Genomic DNA, 21,450 nt, shown 5'->3' with positions numbered 1-21,450 from the left:
TACAAGAGCTAAGTGGCTGTCTCTAAAAATGATTTTAACGAAGAATATTTAAAAGCTAAAAAGGTACTTGAAAAAAGGTGCCTGTCCCCTTTATTTTAATAAGTGAATAAATAATTTTAAAATAATTATTTATTTTTAGAAATCCTATTTCTTCTAATAATTTATAATATTAAGTTTTATTTAATTTTCATATTATAAGTGTGTTATTTTTACAAATTACAATTATTTATAATGATTTAATATGGAGATATAAAATAATGACACTACGGAATACTTCAACTCGCACAAAATTAATGGTGTTACCCTTTCTTTTTATAATAATAGTTGCAATTGCAGGAAGTGTGTATGTGCACTTTAATTCAAAAAGTGAAAAAATAACTAAAAACTCCCAAGAAATACAATCTTTTATAACAGATTTTGAGAAAGCAAGAGCTCTTGTTTTCAAATTTGCAAAAATTTCAACAGAAAAAAATGCTGATGATGTGGAAAAGGCATTTAAAAATTTATCAAATAAAATATCTATTTTTAAATCTAAACTCGAAGATATACCTGGGGAGAAGTTAGCAGACAATATTATAAATTATATAAATGAGTATTTATCATATTACTCTGAATTAAAAGTAATAAAAATAGAAGAATATGTAAGTGGAATTAATAAAGCAAGTCCTAAACTTTCAAAAAAAATGATTGAAATATCAGAAAATTTACTGAATGGTCTGCATACTCTAAATGATAGAGGAACTAAATTAGTTCATAAAATTGAAAATAATATGAATATAGCATTAGCAATAGTTACTATCCTTGCAGCCACGCTATTTATGATAATTTCTTTAGTGGTATCAAATATAATTACTTCATCACTTAAAAAATTCCAAGACGGCTTAGATGGTTTTTTTAGTTATTTAAATAAAGAGAGTTCTAGTGTAATGAGATTAGATGATTCTACAAAAGATGAATTTGGTCTCATGGCAAAAATAATAAATGCTAATATTGAACGAACCAAAAGAATATTAGATGAAGATAATGAAGTTATTGCAGATGCAAAAGTTGTAATGAAAAGGGTAAGAAATGGTTGGTATGGTCAACTAATTGAGAAAAAAACATCAAACAAATCTTTAGAAGATTTTAAACAAGGAGTAAATAGTATGATTGAATCTACTAAAAAAAGATTTGAAGAGGTAGATGAAGTTTTAATCCAATACACAAACCTTAACTATTCTAAAAAATTAGTAATGAAAGAGACCGACGAAAAAAATGGTGTTTTAGAAAAACTAATAGAAGGTATAAATACCCTACAAAGTTCAATTACACAAATGTTAGTAGAAAATAAAGAGAATGGACTTACTTTAAATCAAAGTTCAAATATTTTATTAAAAAATGTTAATACTTTAAATAAAAACTCATATGAAGCAGCAGCAGCTTTAGAAGAAACAGCAGCAGCTTTAGAACAGATTACAAGCAATATTGCAAATAATACAGAAAATGTAATTAAGATGTCTAATTATGCTAATAAAGTAACAAACTCAGCAAATGATGGAGAAAGACTTGCAAATGAAACAACGGTTTCTATGGATGAAATTAATGCTCAAGTTACTGCAATCAATGAAGCCATTACAGTGATTGATCAAATAGCATTTCAAACAAATATTTTATCCCTAAATGCAGCAGTAGAAGCTGCAACTGCCGGTGAAGCAGGAAAGGGTTTTGCAGTTGTTGCAGGAGAAGTTAGAAACCTTGCAGCTAGAAGTGCTGAAGCAGCTAGTGAAATAAAAAAATTAGTTGAAAATGCAACACTGAAAGCTAATAATGGTAAAAATATAGCTGATAATATGATTAAAGGATATAATGAATTAAATCACAATATCTCTAATACAATACAACTTATTAAAGATATAGAGATGGCAAGTAAAGAACAACAAAGTGGAATACTACAAATAAATGATGCAATAACTTCTTTAGATGAACAAACCCAACAAAATGCAATGATAGCATCACAAACACATGACATAGCACTACAAACAGATGAAATAGCCAAATTAATAGTGTCAAATGCAGATAAAAAGGAGTTTATAGGAAAAGATGAAGTTAAAGCAAAAAAGTTAAAGCAAGAAGAAGTAGAAAAACCTATTGAAAAAACGAAGGAAGAACCTACAAATATAGTTGATAATGAATAGGAGAGATTCTAAAACTTTATAAGAGACTTCCAATTACCTGCATTATGTACGTTTTCAAAACCTTTTGTAATTAAAAGTCTTCTTGCTAAAGCACTTCTACTTCCACTAGCACAACAAACAATTATAGGTTTACTATTATTTAGCTCATTCACCCTATTTTCAAGTATATCTAGTGGAATATTGACACTACCTTCTTTGTGAGCTAAAGTAAACTCATCTTTTGTTCTAACATCAATGATTTGTCCACCCTGCATTAAAAGAGATGGCACAAGTGTTAATACTTTGTAATAACTATATTTTTTGTAAGCTATAAAAGCTATTATTACAAGAATTGGATAAATTATAGTTTCGTTCATAAATTTTTCCTAAGTAAACTTTTTGGAAAGTAGATTATATCTATTTGAGTTTAATTCTTGCTCTTTATTAAGTATATATTTTCAATATAACATTGAAGAATAAGGGGAAAATAGAGATTCTTTCACTGATATGTAATTCTTAATTAAAAAGGTGCCTGTCCCCTTTATTTTCCTTTATTTCTGTCCCCTTTATTTTTTTTTAGTACCATTTTGTTTTAGTTGGTGTGATACTCAATAATTATTATAAAAGTGGAGATTCATTCTCTGGGGTGCTATTTTTATTTGCTTTCAATATTTTCATTTACTTCTTCTATTAAAAGTAATCTTTTATTAAACATGTAATGCTTATATTTTATCTACTTCATTCCAGTTAAAACTCATTCCAGTTGTATTTTCTTCATAATATAAAAAGCTTTTATTTCTTACTTTATATTTAAAAATAAAAGAAATTAATTTTGGATTTATTTTAGTTTGATCAATTTCAACATTTGAATTATTACTTGATATAAATCTATCAATAACTAATTCTTCTTGTGTTATCCCATTAGGTTGAACAATTCTATTCTTCAAAGTATCATACTTTTTTACAAAATCACTACCCAATTTTAAAGTTGCAATTTGGAAATTATCTATTACTGCTGTTGATTTTCCAATATTTTTTAAACTAAATTTAAATTTTATTTTATTTTTGCTATATTGAGCATCAAAATTTTCGATTGTTAATATAGGTCTTATTACTTCTTCATTAATTAAATTAGCTTTTTTATTTTCATTAAAAGATAATATACTTACATATAATGCTACTATTGAAATAAAAACACTGATAATTTTTCCATATTCATCATAAATAATTTTTAATTTATTTCTATCCATTACTATCCTTATAATAATATTCTATCAAAATAATTATAAAAATAATAAAATCTAAATACAAAAGATGTTAAAAAAGTGATGTTATAAATATTAGATTTTAGTTTTAATCAAGGCGAAGTGAAAATTTTAAGAGAAGCGTACACGCAAGTACGTGAGCATTAAAATTTTCAGTTCAACGCAGAGTAAAGCGAAAAGATGATGTTTAAAACATCACCTTTTCACTTTCTAGATGTGGTAATTAGGAGCTTCATTTGTGATGGTAACATCATGCACATGACTCTCTTTAAGCCCCGCACTCGTAATCTCTACAAACTCTGCTCTTTGTTGGAATGTTAAGATATCTTTACTTCCTAAGTATCCCATTGAGCTTCTTAATCCTCCAACAAATTGGTGGATAATATCCCCAATAGCTCCTCTATATGGAACCATTCCTTCAATACCTTCAGGTACAAGTTTATCTGCAGCTGTTCCCTCTTGGAAATATCTATCTGTACTTCCTTTTGTCATAGCTCCAATTGAACCCATTCCTCTATATGTTTTAAATTTTCTACCATGAGATAAAATAACTTCACCTGGAGACTCTTCTGTTCCAGCCAAAGCACTTCCCATCATAACGGCACTTGCACCAACTGCTAAAGCTTTTGCAACATCACCAGAAAACTTAATACCCCCATCAGCAATAATTGGAACTCCATGTTTAGCACCCTCTGCCGCACACTCATCAATTGCAGATATTTGAGGGACACCAACACCTGCAACAATTCTTGTTGTACAAATAGATCCAGGTCCAATTCCAACTTTAACAGCATCTGCTCCACAAGCTATTAAATCAGCTGTAGCTTCAGCTGTTGCAACATTTCCTGCAATAATATCAACTTTTAGTTCTTTTTTAATTGCTTTTACTGTATCTAAAATACCTTTTGAGTGTCCATGAGCTGAATCTAAAACTAAAACATCAACTCCAACTTCTACTAAAGCTCTTGCTCTATCTAGTTGTCCTACACCAATTGCTGCTCCAACTCTAAGTCTTCCAAACTCATCTTTATTTGCATTTGGATATTCTCTTTTTTTGTTTATATCTTTGATTGTAATAAGACCAATTAGTTTATTGTTTTTATCAACAATTGGTAATTTTTCAAATTTATTTTGGTGCATAATATCAGCAGCTTCATCAAGTGTTGTTCCCTCTTTTCCAGTAACAAGTGGCATAAGAGTCATTTTGTCTTGTACTAATTGAGAGTAATCTTTAGTAAATCTCATATCTCTATTTGTTAGAATTCCTAATAAAATATTATTATCATCTACAACTGGAACTCCAGAGATTTTATAAGATGCCATAATATCCTCTGCATCTTGTAGAGTTTGAGTCTTTTTAATTGTAACTGGATCTATAATCATTCCAGATTCACTTTTTTTAACTTTTTTACATTGTAGTACTTGTGACTCAATATCCATATTTTTATGAATAATACCAATACCACCAAGTCTAGCCATTGCAATTGCCGCTTGATACTCAGTAACTGTATCCATAGCTGCACTTACAAAAGGAATATTAAGTGAAATATTTTTTGTTAATTTTGATTTTAAACATACCTCTTTAGGTAAAACTTCTGATTTTGCAGGAACCAATAAAACATCTTCAAATGTCAATGCTCTTTTTCTAATTTTCATACTATGCCTTTTGTAATTTTTAATTATTTGTAATTAACAGCTTTTTCTAATGCTAAAGCACCATCAAATAGAGTTTGCTCATTGTAAGCTTTTCCAATTAATTGTAAACCTATTGGCATACCCTCACTGTCTCTATCAACAGGAAGTGAGATTGCTGGAAGACCAGCTAGATTTACTGAGATTGTATAAATATCACTTAAATACATCTCCAATGAAGTTTTAAAACTTCCAAACTCAGGAGCAGTTGTTGGTGCAACTGGAGAAAGGATTAAATCTGCATCTTTAAAAATTTGTTCATACTCATCTTTTATTAAGTGTCTTACTTTTTGTGCTTTAATATAATAAGCGTCATAATATCCTGAACTTAAAACAAAAGAACCTAACATGATTCTTTTTTGTACCTCGTCACCAAAACCTTGAGATTTTGTTTGAGTATACATATCTTTAAGTCCACCCTCACCTTTTCTATTTCCATATCGTACACCATCAAACCTAGATAGATTTGCACTAGCCTCTGCAGTTGCAACAATGTAATAAGATGAAAGAATCTTATCAGTATCAAGCATATTTTTGTGAACAATCTCATGCCCAGCTTCTTCAAAAGCTTTAACTGCTTTTGCAAAACCTTGTTTTATCTCATCACTTGCTTGTTCAACAAAGTTATCAATAACTGCAATTTTTAGTTTTCTATTGCTGTTTAAGTTAGGAGCTACAGGAGTATAATCAACATTTGCAGAAGTTGAATCCATTGGGTCATGCCCAGAGATAATATCGTATAAAATTGCCGCATCTTCTACATTTTGAGTTATAGGTCCCACTTGATCAAGAGATGAAGAGTAAGCTGTTACTCCATATCTTGACACTCTTCCATATGTTGGTTTCATACCAACACATCCGCAATATGCTGCTGGTTGTCTAACAGAACCTCCAGTATCAGTTCCAAGTGCTGCGACTGCAATACCTGAAGCTACTGCTGCTGCACTTCCACCACTACTTCCACCAGCTGTTTTCTTAGGATTATTTGGATTTAAAGTTTTACCATAACAAGAAGTATCTGTACTACTTCCCATAGCAAACTCATCCATATTTGCTCTACCAAAAGGGCTAAGTCCTGCATCTCTAAGATTTTTAATAACAGTTGCATCGTATGGACTTACGTAACCTTTTAAAATATTACTACAACAAGTAATGTTCCAATTTTTAACATTGATAATATCTTTAATAGCTATTGGAATACCTTCACCTGAAGTTGTAATATCACAGTTAGTTAATTGTTCTACGTAAGCACCGATGTTACTGTTTTTGATTTTTAAGGTCAAATCTTCTCTTAGTTTTTTTATTTCTTCACCGTTTAAACTTAGTGCTTCTTTTAGAGTTATCAAATCTATCTCCTAGGATTTACAAATAGTATATTGCGCGAAATTATACAAAAATGTTGATTAAAAAGGGGTAAAGTAATTTAGTTAGGGGAATATTTGGGGAAATAAAAAAGGGAGGCAAGAAACTCACCTCCCTTTTAGTTTTGCAACTATCTACTATACAAAAGAGATAAATGCCATAGGTGTTGCGTCACCTCTTCTAATTCTTGTTTTAACAATAGAAGTGTAACCACCATTTCTCTCCAAATATTTTGGAGCAACTTCGTTAATAAGTTTTTTTGTAGATTCTTTATCTTGTAATAAAGCAAATACAGCTCTGTGAGTGTTAAGATCTGCATTTCTTGCAGTTGTAACTAATCTCTCAATATATCTTTTTAACTCTTTTGCTTTTGGAACAGTTGTTTCTATCTTCTCTCTTTCAATTAAAGCGATAGCTAAATTCTTTAGTAACGCTTTTCTATGAGAAGAAGTTCTGTTTAATTTTCTATATCCGTGCTTATGTCTCATATCAAACCCTTAATTATGCTTTTAATTGCTCTAGCTTTCTTCTTAAAGCTGAAGCAACATTTTCAGGAAGTGTATTCTCAATTGGGAAACCTAAAGAGTCTAATTTCTCTGCGATCTCATCAAAAGATTTTTTTCCTAAATTTTTAATATTCTTAACTTCTACTTCACTCATAAGTACTAATTCACCAAGGAATTTTAGTCCAGCTCTATCTAAAGAATTGAAACTTCTAGCACTTAGGTTTAAATCGTCAATTTTTACAATTAAATCTTTTAATTCAACTGGCTCTTCACCAGAATCATTAACTGTAACTTCAGATAAATCAAATACTTTGTTAAATACTGACATTTGTGAGTACATAATTGATACTGCTTCTTTAAATGCAGCAACTGGAGTAATTTGTCCATTTGTTTGTACTGTAAATACAGCTTTTTCAAAGTTAGGATTATCTTCAACTAACATTTTTTCTATATTATAAACAACTTTTTTTACAGGAGTAAAGAAAGCGTCAAGTGGAATATAGTCTGTACTTACCATATCTCTAATATCTTCAGATGGCATATAACCAATACCTCTTTGGATAATAACAGAGAATGTTAAGTTACAGTCAGAGTTAATTGTTGCTAAGTGAACATCTGGACTTACAACTTCTACATCAGAGTTTACCAAATCTTCACCTTTAATCTCTTTTGGACCATCAAAAGAGTATTCAACAATAACTTGTTCTTCATCACCATTAATTTTAAACTTAATGTTTTTAAGATTAATTATAAAAATAGCTATATCTTCAAGCATTCCTCTTAACGAGTCAAACTCGTGAGAAGCACCTTCAATTTTTACTGCAATAGGAGCATACCCAACTGAAGAACTTAATAAAAGTCTTCTTAATGGGTGCGCTAATGTGATAGCGTAACCACTCTCAAATGGATATGCTGATATTTTAGCTTCATTGTCACTGATAGCTTCTATCTCAACCTCTGTTGGTAAAAATGGTGTATCTGCAAATTTTTTCATAGCTTACCTTATTATTTATTATTTAGAATATAACTCTACAATTAATCTTTCTTCCACTGGAATAACAACTTCTTCTCTTGTTGGGATTCTTGTAAAAATTCCAAATACTTTATCTTTATCTACATCAACCCAGTCAACCATACCAGTTTGGTTTGTAAGCTCTAAAGCTCTTACGATTTGTGGGTTAGTTTTAGATTTTTCTTTAATTTCAACTTTTTGACCTGGTTTTACCACGTATGATGGAATATCAACTTTTTTACCATCTACTAAAATGTGACCGTGAGTTGTAATTTGTCTAGCAAATGCTCTAGTTGTAGCAAATCCCATTCTAAATACAACGTTGTCTAATCTTTGCTCGATAAAAGTAATAAGGTTTGCCCCTGTGTTACCTTCTCTTCTTGCAGCTTCTTTAAAGTATTTTCTAAATTGTTTTTCAGAAACACCATACATAAATTTAGCTTTTTGTTTTTCTCTTAGTTGTAAACCATACTCAGAGATTTTTGCTCTTCTTTGTCCGTGTTGTCCTGGAGCAAATGGTCTTTTTTCTAATGCAGATTTTCCGTTAAGTCTTCTTTCACCTTTTAATCCAAGGTCTGCATCCAATCTTCTTTCAATCTTTTCTCTTGGTCCTCTATATCTAGCCATTAACTACTCCTTACACTCTTCTTCTTTTAGGAGGTCTACATCCGTTGTGCGGTAATGGTGTAACATCTTTAAACCATTTTACTGTAATACCTTCAATTGATCCAACAGATTTTACTGCTGTGTCTCTACCTGAACCTGGTCCTTGGATTTTAATCCCAACGTTTTTAATACCGTGCTCTTTTGCTTTGTTCATTGCATCTTCAACTGCTTGTTGAGCTGCAAATGGAGTAGATTTTTTAGAACCTTTAAACCCTAAGTTTCCTGCACTTGACCATGCGATTGCATTACCTGCATTGTCAGTAACAGTTACCATTGTGTTATTGAATGATGCTGCTATATGTACGATACCGTCAGCAATATTCTTTTTTACTACTTTTTTTCTAGTTACTTTTCTTTTTGCCATACGTTATCCTTATTTAGTTGCTGCACCAACAGTTTTCTTTTTACCTTTTCTAGTACGTGCATTTGTTTTAGTTTTTTGCCCTCTACAAGGTAAACTTTTTCTGTGTCTTAAACCTCTGTATGAACCTAAATCCATAAGTGATTTAATATCCATAGCAACTTTTTTTCTAAGATCCCCTTCCACCATATAGTGTTCTTGAATCTCTTTTCTAATAGCTGCTGCTTCATCTTCTGTTAACTCATGTGCTCTTTTGTTGTAATCAATTCCAACAGCATCTAAGATAAGTCTAGAATTATGTAAACCAATACCATAGATGTATGTTAATGCATACTCCATTCTTTTTTTATTTGGTAAATCAACACCTGCAATCCTAGCCATGATTATCCTTGTCTCTGTTTATGTTTTTTGTTTTCGCAGATTACTCTTACGATACCTCTTCTTTTGATAACTTTACATTTATCACACATTTTCTTTACTGAAGCTCTAACTTTCATCAGTTGTCCTTTTTGTGTTATTCCCACAATCCAACAGGCAAGAGGCGTTAAGAAAACATAAACTGCTTTACGTTTTTTCTGCCTAAACAGCTCTAAATAAGAGCTGTTTGAATCCTCTTTGAATAAATTCAAAAGCCTATTTCCTAGGTAAGTTCAAGGCACAAGCAGTTGTTTTTGCTCGTTCTCTCCCCTCTTACCAACTTTTTATAAAACACAAAAATTTTATAAAAACTTCCTTGATGGTTGGAAAAATGGAAACGGATTATAATTAATTTTAGCTTAAATGTTGTTTAACTAGTCTATGCTTATAGGAATAAAGATGAAATTCTATTAAGTAACTTTATTATATTATTTTCAAATCAAAACTTGATATAAGAAGAGTAGTAAAATGACAATATATAAAAATGATTTAATAAATATCCAAATAGAAAAAAGCGAAATCCCTTGGTTAAAAATATTTACTAATAGAGAGTATAAAGAGTTTAGTCAGTGTCCAAGTGATGTAAAAGAGCAAATATTAAGAGCTTTAGATGTTATTGAAAAAGAGATGCTTGAATACTTTAATCCTGAAAAAATAAATATTGCATCTTTTGGTAACTATGTTGCCCATGTACATTTTCATATTATGGCAAGATTTAAAGAGGATTCATATTTCCCTGAATCAATGTGGGGAATAAAACAAAGGGAAGCAGAGTTAAATCTTCCCTCTTTTGATGAGTTTTATAAAAAAATCTCTAAAATTCTTCAAAAACTTTAATTATTACTTAGCTCATACATCGCTGTAGCGATAATTTGTGCATTTTTTAAAAGTGAATCGATATTTATATATTCATTTACTTGATGTGCCATTATCTCTTCATTGGGGAAAACTGCACCAAAAGCTACAGCATTACTTAAAGCTCTAGCATATGTACCTCCAGCAAAAGTTAAAGGTTCTGTATTATCATTTGTCAAATTTTTATATACAGAGCTTAATGTTTTAACAAGTTTACTATCTTTTGGAATATATAAAGGGTAATATATTTTTTTTACCTCTAAAGTTATATCTTCATTTTTGATTGTTTCATTTATTTTTTTTACCACCTCTTTGTCGGTTTTAGTAATGGGATATCTTATATTAAAAGTTAAAGTCACCTTATCTCTAATCAAATTTATAACCCCAACATTTAAAGTCAGTTTTCCCGACTCTTTATCTTCCATTTTACAACCAAGATTCTCCCCATCCACTTGCATACCTATTTTATTAGTATAAAAAGAAAAAAAATCATTAATTGTTTCTGAAAAGGTAAAATTTGATAAAAGGATCATTAATTGGGAGATTGCATTTATACCTTTTTGTGGTTCTAAAGCATGGGCAAAAATTCCAAAAGATTTAATTAAAAGTTTATTGTTATTTAATTCTAATTTTATATTGTAGCCCAGTTTTTTTATTAGAGTTTGAAAATTCCCATATAGCTTCTCTATATCTTCATTTAATACAAGTAAAGCTTCGCAATAATTTGGAACCATATTAGACAACTCACCACCCTTAATATACTCTATACATATATGTGATTTTTCCATTTGAACAAATTTTTTCTCTAAATCAAGGGTTAAAATCCCTTTTTCGCCATAAATAACAGGATAATTTGCGTCAGGTGTAAAGGCTACTTGTGGAGGTTTTACTTCTTTTAAATAATAATTCATACACTCCCAACCACTCTCCTCATCGGTTCCAAAAATTATTCTAATTTTTTTATTTAGTTTTACTTCACTCTCTTTTAGAGCTTTCATTGCATATATTGCAGCAATTGTTGGTCCCTTGTCATCAATTGCTCCCCTACCATAAATACGGTTATTCTCAATAGTTGCACTATAAGGGGGATATTTCCACATTTTTTCATCACCTTCAGGAACCACATCAAGATGAACTAAAACTCCAACTATATCATCACTATTACCTAAATCAGCGTGTCCTGCATAACCATCAAAATTTTGCGTTTCAAATCCCAACTCTTCACAAAGATTTAAAGTGTACTGCAAAGCCTTATCTACACCTTCTCCAAAAGGCATATTAGGTTTTGCACTACTCTCTACACTTTTTATTTGTATAAGTTCTTGTGTTTTTTGAATAATCTCGTCTTTATATGATTTTAATAGTTTGTTAAAAGGCATTTTGAATTCCTAGTGTGTTTCAAAGTTGAAGTGATTGTATTTTACATACCCTAAAAAAGGGTATGTATATTTGATTTAAATTATTTTATTAATTTTGCATCTTTTGGTTCATTACTAAAATCCATTCCATACCATTTTTCATAGATTTTTGTTAATGTACCATCTGCTTTCATCTCTTGAATTGCTTTTGTAACAATCTCTCTTAATTTTTTTGATCTTTCATTGCTTTTTACAAAAGGATAAGCTTTTAATCCAAGAGTTACATTTTCTTCAGCCATTCTAGCTTTTAAGTATCCATTTTTAATTTTAAATGCAGTCTCACCAGCAGAAAAAATCATAACATCAACTTTATGTCTTCTAAATGCTTCTGCTAAAAGTTCTGAACTATCATAAGATACAAGATTTATTTTGATATTCTGTTTTTTAGCAATTTGTTCAAAAAGATTTCCCCCATTAGATCCTGCTGAATATCCACAAGTTAGACCTTCGATATCTTTAAGTTTTTTAATATCTTCTCTTTCGGGTTGAACAACTAATTTTTCTGGAATATAAGCATAAGGTTCAGAAAAATCATATTTATCTAATCTCTTTTGATTTATTGTTATTGTATTACCAACAGTATCAGCTTTCCCTGAATCTAAGTAACCAAATAAAGTGTTAAATTCACCTGTGATAAATTTAACTTTTAAACCTGTTTTTTTTGAAATTTCATTCCAAATATCAACCTCGTGTCCTGTATGTTTACCACTTACAATGTATGAATTAGGTACAGAAGTAGAACCTGAAGCCACCACAATCTCTTTTAACGTAGAATCATCTGCATGTACACATATAGATAAAGCAAAGATTCCAGCCACCACTAGTTTGAATAATTTTTGCATATTGTTTCCTTTGAAAACGTGTAGTTAATTTTATCTATTTAAAATTAGAGAATAAGAGAATTACTCTTATGCTAACTAGAAGTGTTCACCTGAACATATCAAATCTACTAACCGAGTCTTACAACTCTTTTTCAATATATTAAAAAGATTATTACTATAAAAAAGTTGCCAGCTAAATTATAGTTAATGTCGCGTAGTTTAATTATATTTTACTTAAAAGCCTATAAAAATTATTAATTTTAAATTAACTTTTATATTAAGGCTATTTAAGTATGTATAAATATTATTTTAATAAGCTTTTTGGGTCTTTTTTTCCAAATATTTTAAAATCTGTTCAACAATTAAAACTAAAACCAAATAGATTAAAGTAACACATAAATAAGCTTCAAAAAATCTAAGGCTAAGGGCTGCTTCAATTTTTGATTTAGCCATAATATCAGCTAAACCAACAGTAAATCCTAAAGCAGTTCCTTTTATAATACCTATAAATCTATTCCCTATTGAAGGAAGAGCAATTATAAAAGCTTGAGGCAAGATAACCCTTTTCATAGCTTGAAACTTAGTCATCCCCATAGAGAAACAAGCTTCTTTTTGCCCCTTGTCAATTGAATCAAGTGCACCCCTAAAATCTTCAGCTAAAAAAGCTGAAGTATTTAGAGTAAGGGCTATAATAGTTGCTTGATATGCTGTCATTGATTCTAAAATAGGGAAAATACTTGGAAGTCCAAAATAGAGTATAAAGAGTTGTGCTACTAAAGGAGTTGCTCTAAAAAAACTAATAAAAAGCCCGAAAAAAAGATAAAGTCCTTTTATTTTATAATACCTAATTACTGCAATAATCACAGAAAGGAATAAGGTTAAAAAAAGAGATATTAATGCAACAGAGATTGTTAAACCAAGTGCAGGAAGAACTATAGGAAAAAGGTTCATAAACCATACAAAATCAAAATTCATTTTAAGCCTTTAAATTATTTTCAGTCATTTTATTTACAAAATTTGACACTCTTGTGTTTTTTGATTCAACAAATATCTCGTTTGGAGTACCATCAACAACAATTGAACCATTTTCCAAAAAAACAATCTTGTCAGATACCTCTTTTGCAAACTTCATTTCATGGGTAACAATTAACATGGTTTTTTGTGTTTCAATTGCTAGTTTTTTTATCACCTCTAAAACATCACCTACTAACTCTGGGTCTAAAGAGGATGTTGGTTCATCAAACAGAATAATATTACTATTTACTGCCATAGCTCTTGCAATACCCACTCTTTGTTGTTGTCCCCCTGATAATTGACTAGGATATGAGTTTTTATGATTTTTAAGACCAACCCTTTCTAAAAGCTCCAAAGCTATAGTTTCAGCCTCTTTTTTATTCATTTTTTGAACAGTAACCATAGGCTCCATAATATTACCTAAAGCTGTCATATTTTTAAGAAGATTATAATTTTGAAAAACCATTGCAGTCTTTTGTCTTAATGAAAAGATATCTTTTTTTGAAACATCTGTTACATCTAAGTTAATCCCATCAATATTTAAACGTCCACTTGTTGGTTTCACTAAAAAATTTAAACATCGAAGAAGGGTTGATTTTCCAGAACCTGATGGTCCAATTAACGCAACCACTTCACCTTTTTTTACTGTAAGGTTTATATCTTTTAAAACCTCTTTATCTCCAAAATGCATATTTAAATGCTCAATTTTAATCATTTTTGCCCCATAAAGTTATATTTATATCTCTTTTTATTTTAGGAATTAGAACAATATATGCACTATTTTTAAATAAAAAAAATAATAAAAAGAAATTATATTTTAGAAGTAGAAGATATACTTCATGTTTAATTGGTCTTGATAAAAAGTAGTTTTATTAAAATCTCTAAATACTCAAGTTGTAGCACGTACAAATCAACTTATTATTACTTTTGATTATTATCAAAAAAAATTTGCCTTTGATTTTAAAAGTAATGCTAAAATTCTAACATAAAAAAATAATAAATTTATTAAGTGAAACAAAAGAGATAATTTTTATAAATAAGAGGGAACCTCTTATTTATTTATGTAGTTTGCTATTATATCACCCATTTCAGATGTAGATACAATCTCTTTAGCATCATAAGCTGCTAAATCTTTTGTTCTATATCCATCTTTAAGTGCTTTTTTAATTGCTGCATCAATTTTATCTGCTGCTTCATCTTCACCTAAAGAGTATCTAAGCATCATTGCTGCACTAACAATTGTTGCTATTGGGTTTGCAATCCCTTGTCCAGCAATATCAGGAGCTGAACCATGAATTGGTTCATAAATAGCAGTTTTTTCTCCTGTTGAAGCTGATGGTAAAAGTCCAATTGAACCAACCACCATTGAAGCTGTATCAGAAAGAATATCACCAAAAATATTCCCTGTTACAATAACATCAAACTGTTTTGGATTTCTAACAAGTTGCATAGCTGCATTATCAACATACATATGAGAAAGTTTTACTTCTGGATAATCCTTTGCAATCTCTTCCATTGTATCTCTCCAAAGTTGAGAGACTTCAAGAACATTTGCTTTATCTACAGAACATACTCTTTTATCTCTTTTCATAGCTAATTCAAAGGCTGTTTTTCCAATTCTTTGTATTTCTGGTTTTGTATAAACCATTGTATTGTATGCTTTAAAACCATCATTAGCTCTTGGTTTTCCAAAGTAGATACCACCAATAAGCTCTCTTACAACCATAATATCAACACCCTCAATTACTTCAGGCTTTAAAGTTGAAGCATTTACAAGTTCATCATAAATAATTGCAGGTCTAAGATTTGCAAAAACACCCATTTTTTCTCTAAAATTCAAAAGTCCAGTTTCAGGTCTTAACTCTCTTGGAAGTGTATCCCATTTCTCACCACCAATTGCTCCAAAAAGACAAGCATCAGAGTTTAAAACACCTTCAACAGTTTCATCTGGAAGAGGAGTTCCTGTAACATCAATAGCGATCCCTCCCATTAGGTACTCTTTATACTCTAAAGCGAAACCACAAGAGTAAGAAACTGCATCTAAAACTTTAATAGCTTCATCTACAATTTCAGGACCAATTCCATCACCTTTGATAATAGAGATATTATATTTCTTCATTCTTAGTTATCCTTTTTCATTTCTGCTTTTGCATAATTTATCAATCCACCAGTTGCAATTAACTCTTGCATAAAAGGAGGAATTGGAATAAATTTATATGTTTTTTTTGTAGTATTATTGGTGATGATTCCACTATCTAAATCAATAGAGATCTCTTCACCCTCTTTTATCTCCAAAGACTCTGGAAGTTCGAAGATTGGAAGTCCCATATTAAAAGCGTTTCTATAAAAAATTCTTGCAAAAGAAGGAGCTACAACGGCTGCAACACCTGCTGCTTTTAGTGCGATTGGAGCATGTTCTCTACTTGAACCACAACCAAAATTTTCACCCGCAACAATGATATCGCCCTTTTGAAGTTTTTTAGGAAATTCAGGGTCTGCATCTTCCATTACATATTTTGCTAAATGTTCAGGATCTGAACTGTTCAAATATCTTGCAGCAATGATAATATCAGTATCAATATTTGCTCCAAAATTCCAAACTTTTCCAGTAATCTTACTCATATTATTTGTCCTTAAATTAAATACTATTTAAATTTCTTTTTTCTAAAGTTTTGCATTTTATCTAAAATTTGAAAAATTATAGATTAAAGAGAGTCACTTAAACTGATTTTTAACTAATTTGGATATAATATCTGACTTATCTTTAAAGACATGAGGAATACCTGTTAATGAGCACAAAAGATTTAAATAAAGATATTGAAGGCATTGTAAAAGAGTACAAAGATTCAATTTTAACCTACGAAAAGCTAATCAAAATCTTTCCGAAGGCTCCCTCAACAGCAAACATCAAAAAGCTTATAGCTCTTATCCAACTATATAATGTAACACTTATTAGTTCACAAGAACAAGCTAAAAGAATGAATGCAGAAGAGGCTAAGAAAAAAGAGGACTTAAGAAATAAATTAAAAGAGAGTGATGATGATGTTTTCGATTTATTGAAAAATAAAGAGTTACTAGAATGGTCAAGATCAGATTCACCTGTTAGAATGTATCTAAGAGAGATGGGACAAATTCCACTTTTAACAAAAGAGGAAGAGATAGAGATCTCTAAAAAAATTGAGATGGGAGAGGATGTAATCCTTGATGCTATCTGTTATGTTCCATATCTAATTGATTTTATTTTAGAGTATAGAGAACCTTTAGTAAATAGAGAAAGAAAAGTTAAAGAACTTTTCAGAAACTTTGATGATGAAGACTCTGATGACGATGATAATTTAGATGATGACGATGACAATGACAACGATATTGATGATGACGATGATAACGACAATGACAATGACATTGACGTGGATGATGACACTCCTAAAAAAAGTAATAGAAAGCTTGATAAAAGAGCTGAAACAATTATTGTTGCTTTCAAATCTTTGGAAAAAGCAAAAAAAGAGTGGCTTAAATTTCAATCAAAAGAGACTGCAAAATCTGATGAAGAGTATGACCAAATGCAATTTAATTTGGCTGTTGCTTTTAAAAAGAGAATTTTAAAAGAGGCTCTTTTGGATTTAGGTCCAACTTCAAAATTGATTACTGAGATTGTAAAAGCAATGGAAACTGCGCTTAAATCAGAATCAGGATTTGAAACAGAATTAAAAAAATTAGAGTATAAACTACCACTATTTAATGATACATTATTAAAAAATCACCAAAAGATTTTAGATAATATTGTAAACTTATCTAAGGTACAAATTACCTCTATGGTTCCTGAAGCTACTATGGTTTCTACATATATGGAGATTAAAAAACTTTTCCAAACAGCAGAAGCATCTAAAGGTGGATTTGATTTAGAGCCAGAAGAGTTATTGGATGTTCTAGAGCAGATTAAAAGAGGTAAAAAGATTACCGATGAAGCAAAAACTAGAATGGCAAAATCTAACCTTAGACTTGTTGTATCTATTGCAAAAAGATATACAAACAGAGGTTTACCTTTCCTTGACCTTATCCAAGAGGGTAATATAGGTCTTATGAAAGCTGTTGACAAGTTTGAGTATAAAAAAGGGTATAAATTCTCTACTTATGCTACTTGGTGGATTAGACAAGCTATTTCAAGAGCAATTGCTGATCAAGCAAGAACTATTAGAATTCCAATTCACATGATTGAGACTATTAATAGAATCAATAAAATCATTAGAAAAGGTATTCAAGAAAATGGTAAAGAGCCAGATGTAGAGGAAATCGCAAAAGAGGTTGGATTACCTGTTGATAAAGTTAAACAAGTAATTAAAATCACTAAAGAGCCTGTATCTCTTGAAGCACCTATTGGTTCAGATGATGATGGTAAATTTGGAGACTTTGTTCCAGATGAAAAAGCACCAACACCAGTTGACCATATTATGAAAGAGGATTTACAAGGACAAATTGATCAAATCTTAGCTCAATTAAATGAGAGAGAACAAGCAGTTGTTAGAATGAGATTTGGACTTATGGATGATGCAAGTGATAGAACACTTGAAGAGATTGGTAAAGAGCTTTCTGTAACAAGAGAAAGAGTAAGACAAATTGAATCAAGTGCTATTAAAAAGTTAAAGCATCCAAAAGTTGGTAAAAACCTTAAAAATTACGTTGAGAGTTAAATCTAATGAACTTTTACGAAGAATGGGTTGAATTAGATTTAAACCCAATAATATCTTTCTCTTCAACGGGAAAATTAGTTTATTCAAATCAAGAAGCTCAATTTTTGCTTAGTAGAATTAAGCAAAAAGAGCTTTTTGATTTAGCTTTAAAGTATGCTCCAAAAACTTACGGAGTTGAAACAACATATATTGACTTATCAGTAAAAAACTACACTTTTTATGCAGTAACTGTAAAGTATCATGATGAAGATGAGATCCATATGAAACTTTATAAAAGTGCTATGGTAAAAAAAGATTCTCAACTTAGTACAAAAAATACAAATATTACAAATATCTTCACTCTAGTTGATTTAGCTATTTCAACTAAAAAAATAAAATCAGAAGCTAGATTTATTAAAAACTATGATCCATCAATTCCAGAGTTTAAAATAAATGCAAGTGAATTTATTAAAGCACTAAACCTTATATATGATGCATTTCATGAATCAGATATGTTAACTACCTCTGTTATTTTGAAAATTGGAGAGTATATAAGAATAAATGGGAAAAAACACTCTATTATTAGTGTTGAAGTACTCTCAAGCACAAAATGTTGCATAGAAGGCTTTGAATACAAAGATGAAAATGCTTCATTTATAGTAACAAAAGACGAAAATAAAATTATTATCGATCTTCCTCTAATTTTAAAGTAAATTTAGAAATCAATACAGAAATTGGAACTATTGCTAATCCTATTAAAAATGGGATTGGCAATAGTGTTTTGCTATTATTTAAAGCAAAAAAACCAATTATTAGTGCCAAATATCCCACAACCCTATAAATAGATATAAATCCAGTTGCTGAAAAAAGTGTATTTTTAAAAGAGTTTCTCTTTATCTTTGACTTCTCCTCTTTTATAATCTCTTTGATTTTTGAAGGAGTTAATTCTTCCTCTTTAATCTCTTCATCTTCACTATATAAATCAAAAGGGTCATCAATTTCATCAATTTTGTCCCTATCTTCAACTTTTAGATTTGCTGTTGATGTTTCAAAGTTAGAGAGTCTATTTTGTACATTCTTTTTATATGATAAGAAAGAGGCTAAAGTAACAAATAAAGAACCAATAAAAGCAACTTGGGTATTTAAAACCCAAGTTGGAGTATAAAATATCATACCAAATATAATAAGGCAAAGGTCTACTAAAATAAAAACCTTTGCAAATTTTAAAATCTTATTCATCTTCGTCGTAAGACTTATCACCATATTTTGCTCTATAAGAGTATCTTGGGTCATTTTCTAAACCTTCAAACTCTTTTTGAGCTCTCTTATAAGCTTTGTAGATATTTAAACCTGCGGCTGCAATTCCCCAAAAAACTCCAAGCCATAAAGTCCAAGTATATCCTGTTAAGCTTTTAAGGGCATAACCTATAAAAAAACCAATCAAAACAGCTGCAACAATAGAGATACCTAAAGATAAATTATCTAAAGCTTGAAGTTTCCCTCTGTGCTTTGGAATCTCTTTTTCTTGATTTTTGTTTTCCATAATTTGCCTATGATAAATATGTACAACAATAATCAGCTAGTTCTAAAACTTTTATCTCAAAACTAGAGTTTCCTGGAACTTCAAAAGTTTCACCTGCACCATAAGTCTCCCAGTTATTATCAAGACCTGAAAGAATTAAAACTTCAACTTTTCCACCAAGAATCTCCATTGATTCTGGAGCTTTTGTATTAAAAGTATACTCACCTGGTAACATAACACCTAAAGATTTTACTACACCATCTTTATCTGTATAGTTTCTACTTGTAACTCTTCCATCAAAGTAAACATTTGCTTTTTTTAGCAAATCAACATTTTTTTCAATAATATTACTCATTAACTCTTTTCCTTATAAATTTTTCATAATTTCATCAGCAGCAGTTAAACACTCATCAATCATCTCATCAGTCATAACAGTAGAGATAAATCCTGCTTCATATTGACTACAAGCGAAATAGAAACCTTTTTTTATCATCTCATGGTGAAATTTTGCAAATCTATCAAAATCACAAAAAGCAGATACCTCTTTAAAGTTTGTAGGTTGTTTGTCTGCAAAAAAGAAACCAAACATTGAACCTATTGTAGTAGCTTGAAAACCTATAGAGTTCCTATTTGCAATCTCTTTTAAACCTTCAACTAATTTTTTAGCTTTTCTATTTAATTCACTATAAACAGCTGGATTTGCTTTTAATTTTTTTAAACTAACCAAACCTGCAGCCATAGCAACTGGATTTCCACTTAATGTTCCAGCTTGATAAACGGCACCTTCTGGTGAAAGATGAGACATAATCTCTTTTGATGAAGCAAATGCACCAACAGGCATACCTGCCCCAATTACTTTACCAAATGTGATAATATCACCTTTTATGTCAATAACCCCATGAGCACCTGTTAAAGAGACTCTAAATCCTGTCATAACTTCATCTAAAATTAATAAAGCATTATTTTTATCACATAACTCTCTACACTCTTTTAAAAACTCTGCTGTAGCTGGTAAAAATCCCATATTCCCTGCAATTGGTTCAATAATAATACAAGCAATATCATTTGAATCTTCAAAACATTTTCTTAGATTTTCTATATTGTTATATTCACAAACAATAGTATGTTTTGTTAAATCAGCAGGAACACCAGGAGAACTTGGAGTTCCAAAAGTAGCCAATCCAGAACCAGCTTGAACAAGAAGAGAATCTGAGTGTCCATGATAACACCCTTCAAATTTTATAATATCAGTTTTTCCTGTAACACCACGTGCAAGTCTAATAGCTGACATAGTAGCTTCAGTCCCACTACTTACAAATCTTACTTTATCTATATGGTCATACATTTCAACAATTTCACTAGCTAACTGGGTTTCCAAAACACTTGGCGCACCAAAAGAGAGACCTTTTTTAACAGTTTGCATAACAGCATCTTCAATATCACTATCACAGTGACCAAAAATAAGTGGTCCCCAGCTTTGTACAAAATCTAAGTATCTATTTCCATCTATATCAAAAAGATATGCCCCCTCACCTTTATCAATAAAAGGGGGTGTTCCACCAACTGATTTGAAAGCTCTAACAGGAGAATCAACTCCCCCTGGAATCACTGCTTTTGCTTCTTCGTAAGCTTTAATTGATTTATCAAACATTAACTATCCTATAAAATTTATTACAATAAAAATAGTATATCTATTTTTTAAAAGCAATATTCTACTAT

At 30.3% G+C, this 21,450-nt stretch carries 24 protein-coding genes; 4 read left to right on the top strand and 20 right to left on the bottom strand.

What is annotated here, in order from left to right:
- The first annotated feature begins 257 nt into the window (after window positions 1-257).
- Window positions 258-2,174, top strand: coding sequence for a methyl-accepting chemotaxis protein (locus AEBR_RS06080; RefSeq protein WP_129087674.1), 1,917 nt, complete (start codon window positions 258-260; stop codon window positions 2,172-2,174).
- Between the two features lie 8 nt (window positions 2,175-2,182).
- Here AEBR_RS06080 and AEBR_RS06075 read toward each other — a convergent pair whose 3' ends face one another.
- From AEBR_RS06075 to rpmJ, 10 genes are all read right to left on the bottom strand, one after another.
- Window positions 2,183-2,530, bottom strand: a complete 348-nt coding sequence (locus AEBR_RS06075) for a rhodanese-like domain-containing protein (RefSeq protein ID WP_129087675.1) — start codon at window positions 2,528-2,530, stop codon at window positions 2,183-2,185.
- A gap of 345 nt (window positions 2,531-2,875) precedes the next feature.
- Window positions 2,876-3,403 carry a hypothetical protein gene (locus AEBR_RS06070; protein WP_129087676.1) on the bottom strand — a complete coding sequence of 176 codons (528 nt, stop codon included), beginning with the start codon at window positions 3,401-3,403 and terminating at the stop codon, window positions 2,876-2,878.
- A gap of 225 nt (window positions 3,404-3,628) precedes the next feature.
- Complete coding sequence (guaB, locus tag AEBR_RS06065) at window positions 3,629-5,074, bottom strand: IMP dehydrogenase (protein ID WP_129087677.1); 1,446 nt, start codon at window positions 5,072-5,074, stop codon at window positions 3,629-3,631.
- 23 nt (window positions 5,075-5,097) lie between these two features.
- A complete protein-coding gene (gene gatA, locus AEBR_RS06060) occupies window positions 5,098-6,456 on the bottom strand; it encodes an Asp-tRNA(Asn)/Glu-tRNA(Gln) amidotransferase subunit GatA (protein ID WP_164969503.1) in 1,359 nt (452 codons plus the stop codon).
- Between the two features lie 153 nt (window positions 6,457-6,609).
- Window positions 6,610-6,960, bottom strand: a complete 351-nt coding sequence (gene rplQ / locus AEBR_RS06055; RefSeq protein WP_128980988.1) for a 50S ribosomal protein L17 — start codon at window positions 6,958-6,960, stop codon at window positions 6,610-6,612.
- Window positions 6,961-6,973: 13 nt separating this feature from the next.
- Window positions 6,974-7,972, bottom strand: a complete 999-nt coding sequence (locus AEBR_RS06050; protein ID WP_129087678.1) for a DNA-directed RNA polymerase subunit alpha — start codon at window positions 7,970-7,972, stop codon at window positions 6,974-6,976.
- A gap of 18 nt (window positions 7,973-7,990) precedes the next feature.
- Complete coding sequence (gene rpsD, locus AEBR_RS06045) at window positions 7,991-8,617, bottom strand: 30S ribosomal protein S4 (RefSeq protein ID WP_129087679.1); 627 nt, start codon at window positions 8,615-8,617, stop codon at window positions 7,991-7,993.
- Between the two features lie 10 nt (window positions 8,618-8,627).
- On the bottom strand, window positions 8,628-9,020 hold the full coding sequence (rpsK, locus tag AEBR_RS06040; RefSeq protein WP_129087680.1) for a 30S ribosomal protein S11: 393 nt from the start codon (window positions 9,018-9,020) through the stop codon (window positions 8,628-8,630).
- Between the two features lie 9 nt (window positions 9,021-9,029).
- Entirely contained in the window at window positions 9,030-9,398 is a 369-nt protein-coding gene (rpsM, locus tag AEBR_RS06035) for a 30S ribosomal protein S13 (RefSeq protein WP_128980980.1), read from the bottom strand.
- A gap of 2 nt (window positions 9,399-9,400) precedes the next feature.
- Window positions 9,401-9,514, bottom strand: a complete 114-nt coding sequence (rpmJ, locus tag AEBR_RS06030; RefSeq protein ID WP_004509205.1) for a 50S ribosomal protein L36 — start codon at window positions 9,512-9,514, stop codon at window positions 9,401-9,403.
- A 388-nt stretch (window positions 9,515-9,902) separates the two neighbouring features.
- On the opposite strand from rpmJ, the gene AEBR_RS06025 reads away from it, so the two are divergent.
- Window positions 9,903-10,271 (top strand): HIT family protein, encoded by a 369-nt coding sequence (locus AEBR_RS06025; protein ID WP_129087681.1) that lies wholly within the window; start codon window positions 9,903-9,905, stop codon window positions 10,269-10,271.
- On the opposite strand, the gene pepV is transcribed toward AEBR_RS06025, so the two are convergent.
- From pepV to AEBR_RS05995, 6 genes are all read right to left on the bottom strand, one after another.
- Entirely contained in the window at window positions 10,268-11,668 is a 1,401-nt protein-coding gene (gene pepV / locus AEBR_RS06020) for a dipeptidase PepV (RefSeq protein ID WP_129087682.1), read from the bottom strand. The two genes, AEBR_RS06025 and pepV, sit on opposite strands and share 4 nt — an antisense overlap.
- An 80-nt stretch (window positions 11,669-11,748) precedes the next feature.
- Entirely contained in the window at window positions 11,749-12,549 is an 801-nt protein-coding gene (locus AEBR_RS06015) for a transporter substrate-binding domain-containing protein (protein WP_129087683.1), read from the bottom strand.
- 288 nt (window positions 12,550-12,837) lie between these two features.
- Window positions 12,838-13,503, bottom strand: a complete 666-nt coding sequence (locus AEBR_RS06010; protein WP_129087684.1) for an amino acid ABC transporter permease — start codon at window positions 13,501-13,503, stop codon at window positions 12,838-12,840.
- A 1-nt stretch (window position 13,504) separates the two neighbouring features.
- Window positions 13,505-14,257, bottom strand: a complete 753-nt coding sequence (locus AEBR_RS06005; protein ID WP_129087685.1) for an amino acid ABC transporter ATP-binding protein — start codon at window positions 14,255-14,257, stop codon at window positions 13,505-13,507.
- A gap of 336 nt (window positions 14,258-14,593) precedes the next feature.
- Entirely contained in the window at window positions 14,594-15,661 is a 1,068-nt protein-coding gene (leuB, locus tag AEBR_RS06000) for a 3-isopropylmalate dehydrogenase (protein WP_128980968.1), read from the bottom strand.
- 2 nt (window positions 15,662-15,663) lie between these two features.
- A complete protein-coding gene (locus tag AEBR_RS05995) occupies window positions 15,664-16,164 on the bottom strand; it encodes a 3-isopropylmalate dehydratase small subunit (protein ID WP_129087686.1) in 501 nt (166 codons plus the stop codon).
- A 167-nt stretch (window positions 16,165-16,331) separates the two neighbouring features.
- Here AEBR_RS05995 and rpoD point away from each other — a divergent pair, with 167 nt between their 5' ends.
- On the top strand, window positions 16,332-18,230 hold the full coding sequence (gene rpoD / locus AEBR_RS05990) for an RNA polymerase sigma factor RpoD (RefSeq protein ID WP_129087687.1): 1,899 nt from the start codon (window positions 16,332-16,334) through the stop codon (window positions 18,228-18,230).
- A 5-nt stretch (window positions 18,231-18,235) separates the two neighbouring features.
- Entirely contained in the window at window positions 18,236-18,922 is a 687-nt protein-coding gene (locus AEBR_RS05985) for a hypothetical protein (protein ID WP_128980963.1), read from the top strand.
- On the opposite strand, the gene AEBR_RS05980 is transcribed toward AEBR_RS05985, so the two are convergent.
- From AEBR_RS05980 to hemL, 4 genes are read right to left on the bottom strand one after another with little or no spacing between them, the layout of a single operon-like run.
- Window positions 18,894-19,448, bottom strand: coding sequence for a hypothetical protein (locus AEBR_RS05980; RefSeq protein ID WP_228712188.1), 555 nt, complete (start codon window positions 19,446-19,448; stop codon window positions 18,894-18,896). The two genes, AEBR_RS05985 and AEBR_RS05980, sit on opposite strands and share 29 nt — an antisense overlap.
- Window positions 19,441-19,752 (bottom strand): AtpZ/AtpI family protein, encoded by a 312-nt coding sequence (locus AEBR_RS05975; RefSeq protein WP_128980959.1) that lies wholly within the window; start codon window positions 19,750-19,752, stop codon window positions 19,441-19,443. Before AEBR_RS05975 ends, AEBR_RS05980 begins: the two co-directional genes overlap by 8 nt.
- A 7-nt stretch (window positions 19,753-19,759) precedes the next feature.
- Window positions 19,760-20,086 (bottom strand): pyrimidine/purine nucleoside phosphorylase, encoded by a 327-nt coding sequence (ppnP, locus tag AEBR_RS05970; RefSeq protein ID WP_129087689.1) that lies wholly within the window; start codon window positions 20,084-20,086, stop codon window positions 19,760-19,762.
- A gap of 12 nt (window positions 20,087-20,098) precedes the next feature.
- Window positions 20,099-21,382: a glutamate-1-semialdehyde 2,1-aminomutase gene (gene hemL / locus AEBR_RS05965; RefSeq protein WP_129087690.1), complete on the bottom strand. Its 1,284-nt coding sequence runs from the start codon at window positions 21,380-21,382 to the stop codon at window positions 20,099-20,101.
- Between the last annotated feature and the right edge of the window lie 68 nt (window positions 21,383-21,450).

It is taken from the genome of Halarcobacter ebronensis (assembly GCF_013201825.1).
Lineage (GTDB): Bacteria > Campylobacterota > Campylobacteria > Campylobacterales > Arcobacteraceae > Halarcobacter > Halarcobacter ebronensis.
This window is presented reverse-complemented; position numbering and strand designations above follow the sequence as displayed.

Excerpts from the sequence above, each read along its gene's own strand:
- rpsD (WP_129087679.1), bottom strand. The coding sequence starts at position 8,617 with ATGGCTAGATATAGAGGACCAAGAGAAAAGATTGAAAGAAGATTGGAT.
- AEBR_RS06080 (WP_129087674.1), top strand. The coding sequence starts at position 258 with ATGACACTACGGAATACTTCAACTCGCACAAAATTAATGGTGTTACCC.
- rpsK (WP_129087680.1), bottom strand. The coding sequence starts at position 9,020 with ATGGCAAAAAGAAAAGTAACTAGAAAAAAAGTAGTAAAAAAGAATATT.
- AEBR_RS06015 (WP_129087683.1), bottom strand. The coding sequence starts at position 12,549 with ATGCAAAAATTATTCAAACTAGTGGTGGCTGGAATCTTTGCTTTATCT.
- AEBR_RS06010 (WP_129087684.1), bottom strand. The coding sequence starts at position 13,503 with ATGAATTTTGATTTTGTATGGTTTATGAACCTTTTTCCTATAGTTCTT.
- guaB (WP_129087677.1), bottom strand. The coding sequence starts at position 5,074 with ATGAAAATTAGAAAAAGAGCATTGACATTTGAAGATGTTTTATTGGTT.
- rpmJ (WP_004509205.1), bottom strand. The coding sequence starts at position 9,514 with ATGAAAGTTAGAGCTTCAGTAAAGAAAATGTGTGATAAATGTAAAGTT.
- rpoD (WP_129087687.1), top strand. The coding sequence starts at position 16,332 with ATGAGCACAAAAGATTTAAATAAAGATATTGAAGGCATTGTAAAAGAG.
- AEBR_RS06005 (WP_129087685.1), bottom strand. The coding sequence starts at position 14,257 with ATGATTAAAATTGAGCATTTAAATATGCATTTTGGAGATAAAGAGGTT.
- AEBR_RS06070 (WP_129087676.1), bottom strand. The coding sequence starts at position 3,403 with ATGGATAGAAATAAATTAAAAATTATTTATGATGAATATGGAAAAATT.
- AEBR_RS05995 (WP_129087686.1), bottom strand. The coding sequence starts at position 16,164 with ATGAGTAAGATTACTGGAAAAGTTTGGAATTTTGGAGCAAATATTGAT.
- AEBR_RS06075 (WP_129087675.1), bottom strand. The coding sequence starts at position 2,530 with ATGAACGAAACTATAATTTATCCAATTCTTGTAATAATAGCTTTTATA.
- rpsM (WP_128980980.1), bottom strand. The coding sequence starts at position 9,398 with ATGGCTAGGATTGCAGGTGTTGATTTACCAAATAAAAAAAGAATGGAG.
- AEBR_RS06025 (WP_129087681.1), top strand. The coding sequence starts at position 9,903 with ATGACAATATATAAAAATGATTTAATAAATATCCAAATAGAAAAAAGC.
- AEBR_RS06050 (WP_129087678.1), bottom strand. The coding sequence starts at position 7,972 with ATGAAAAAATTTGCAGATACACCATTTTTACCAACAGAGGTTGAGATA.
- rplQ (WP_128980988.1), bottom strand. The coding sequence starts at position 6,960 with ATGAGACATAAGCACGGATATAGAAAATTAAACAGAACTTCTTCTCAT.
- ppnP (WP_129087689.1), bottom strand. The coding sequence starts at position 20,086 with ATGAGTAATATTATTGAAAAAAATGTTGATTTGCTAAAAAAAGCAAAT.
- AEBR_RS05975 (WP_128980959.1), bottom strand. The coding sequence starts at position 19,752 with ATGGAAAACAAAAATCAAGAAAAAGAGATTCCAAAGCACAGAGGGAAA.
- pepV (WP_129087682.1), bottom strand. The coding sequence starts at position 11,668 with ATGCCTTTTAACAAACTATTAAAATCATATAAAGACGAGATTATTCAA.
- AEBR_RS05985 (WP_128980963.1), top strand. The coding sequence starts at position 18,236 with ATGAACTTTTACGAAGAATGGGTTGAATTAGATTTAAACCCAATAATA.
- hemL (WP_129087690.1), bottom strand. The coding sequence starts at position 21,382 with ATGTTTGATAAATCAATTAAAGCTTACGAAGAAGCAAAAGCAGTGATT.
- leuB (WP_128980968.1), bottom strand. The coding sequence starts at position 15,661 with ATGAAGAAATATAATATCTCTATTATCAAAGGTGATGGAATTGGTCCT.
- AEBR_RS05980 (WP_228712188.1), bottom strand. The coding sequence starts at position 19,448 with ATGAATAAGATTTTAAAATTTGCAAAGGTTTTTATTTTAGTAGACCTT.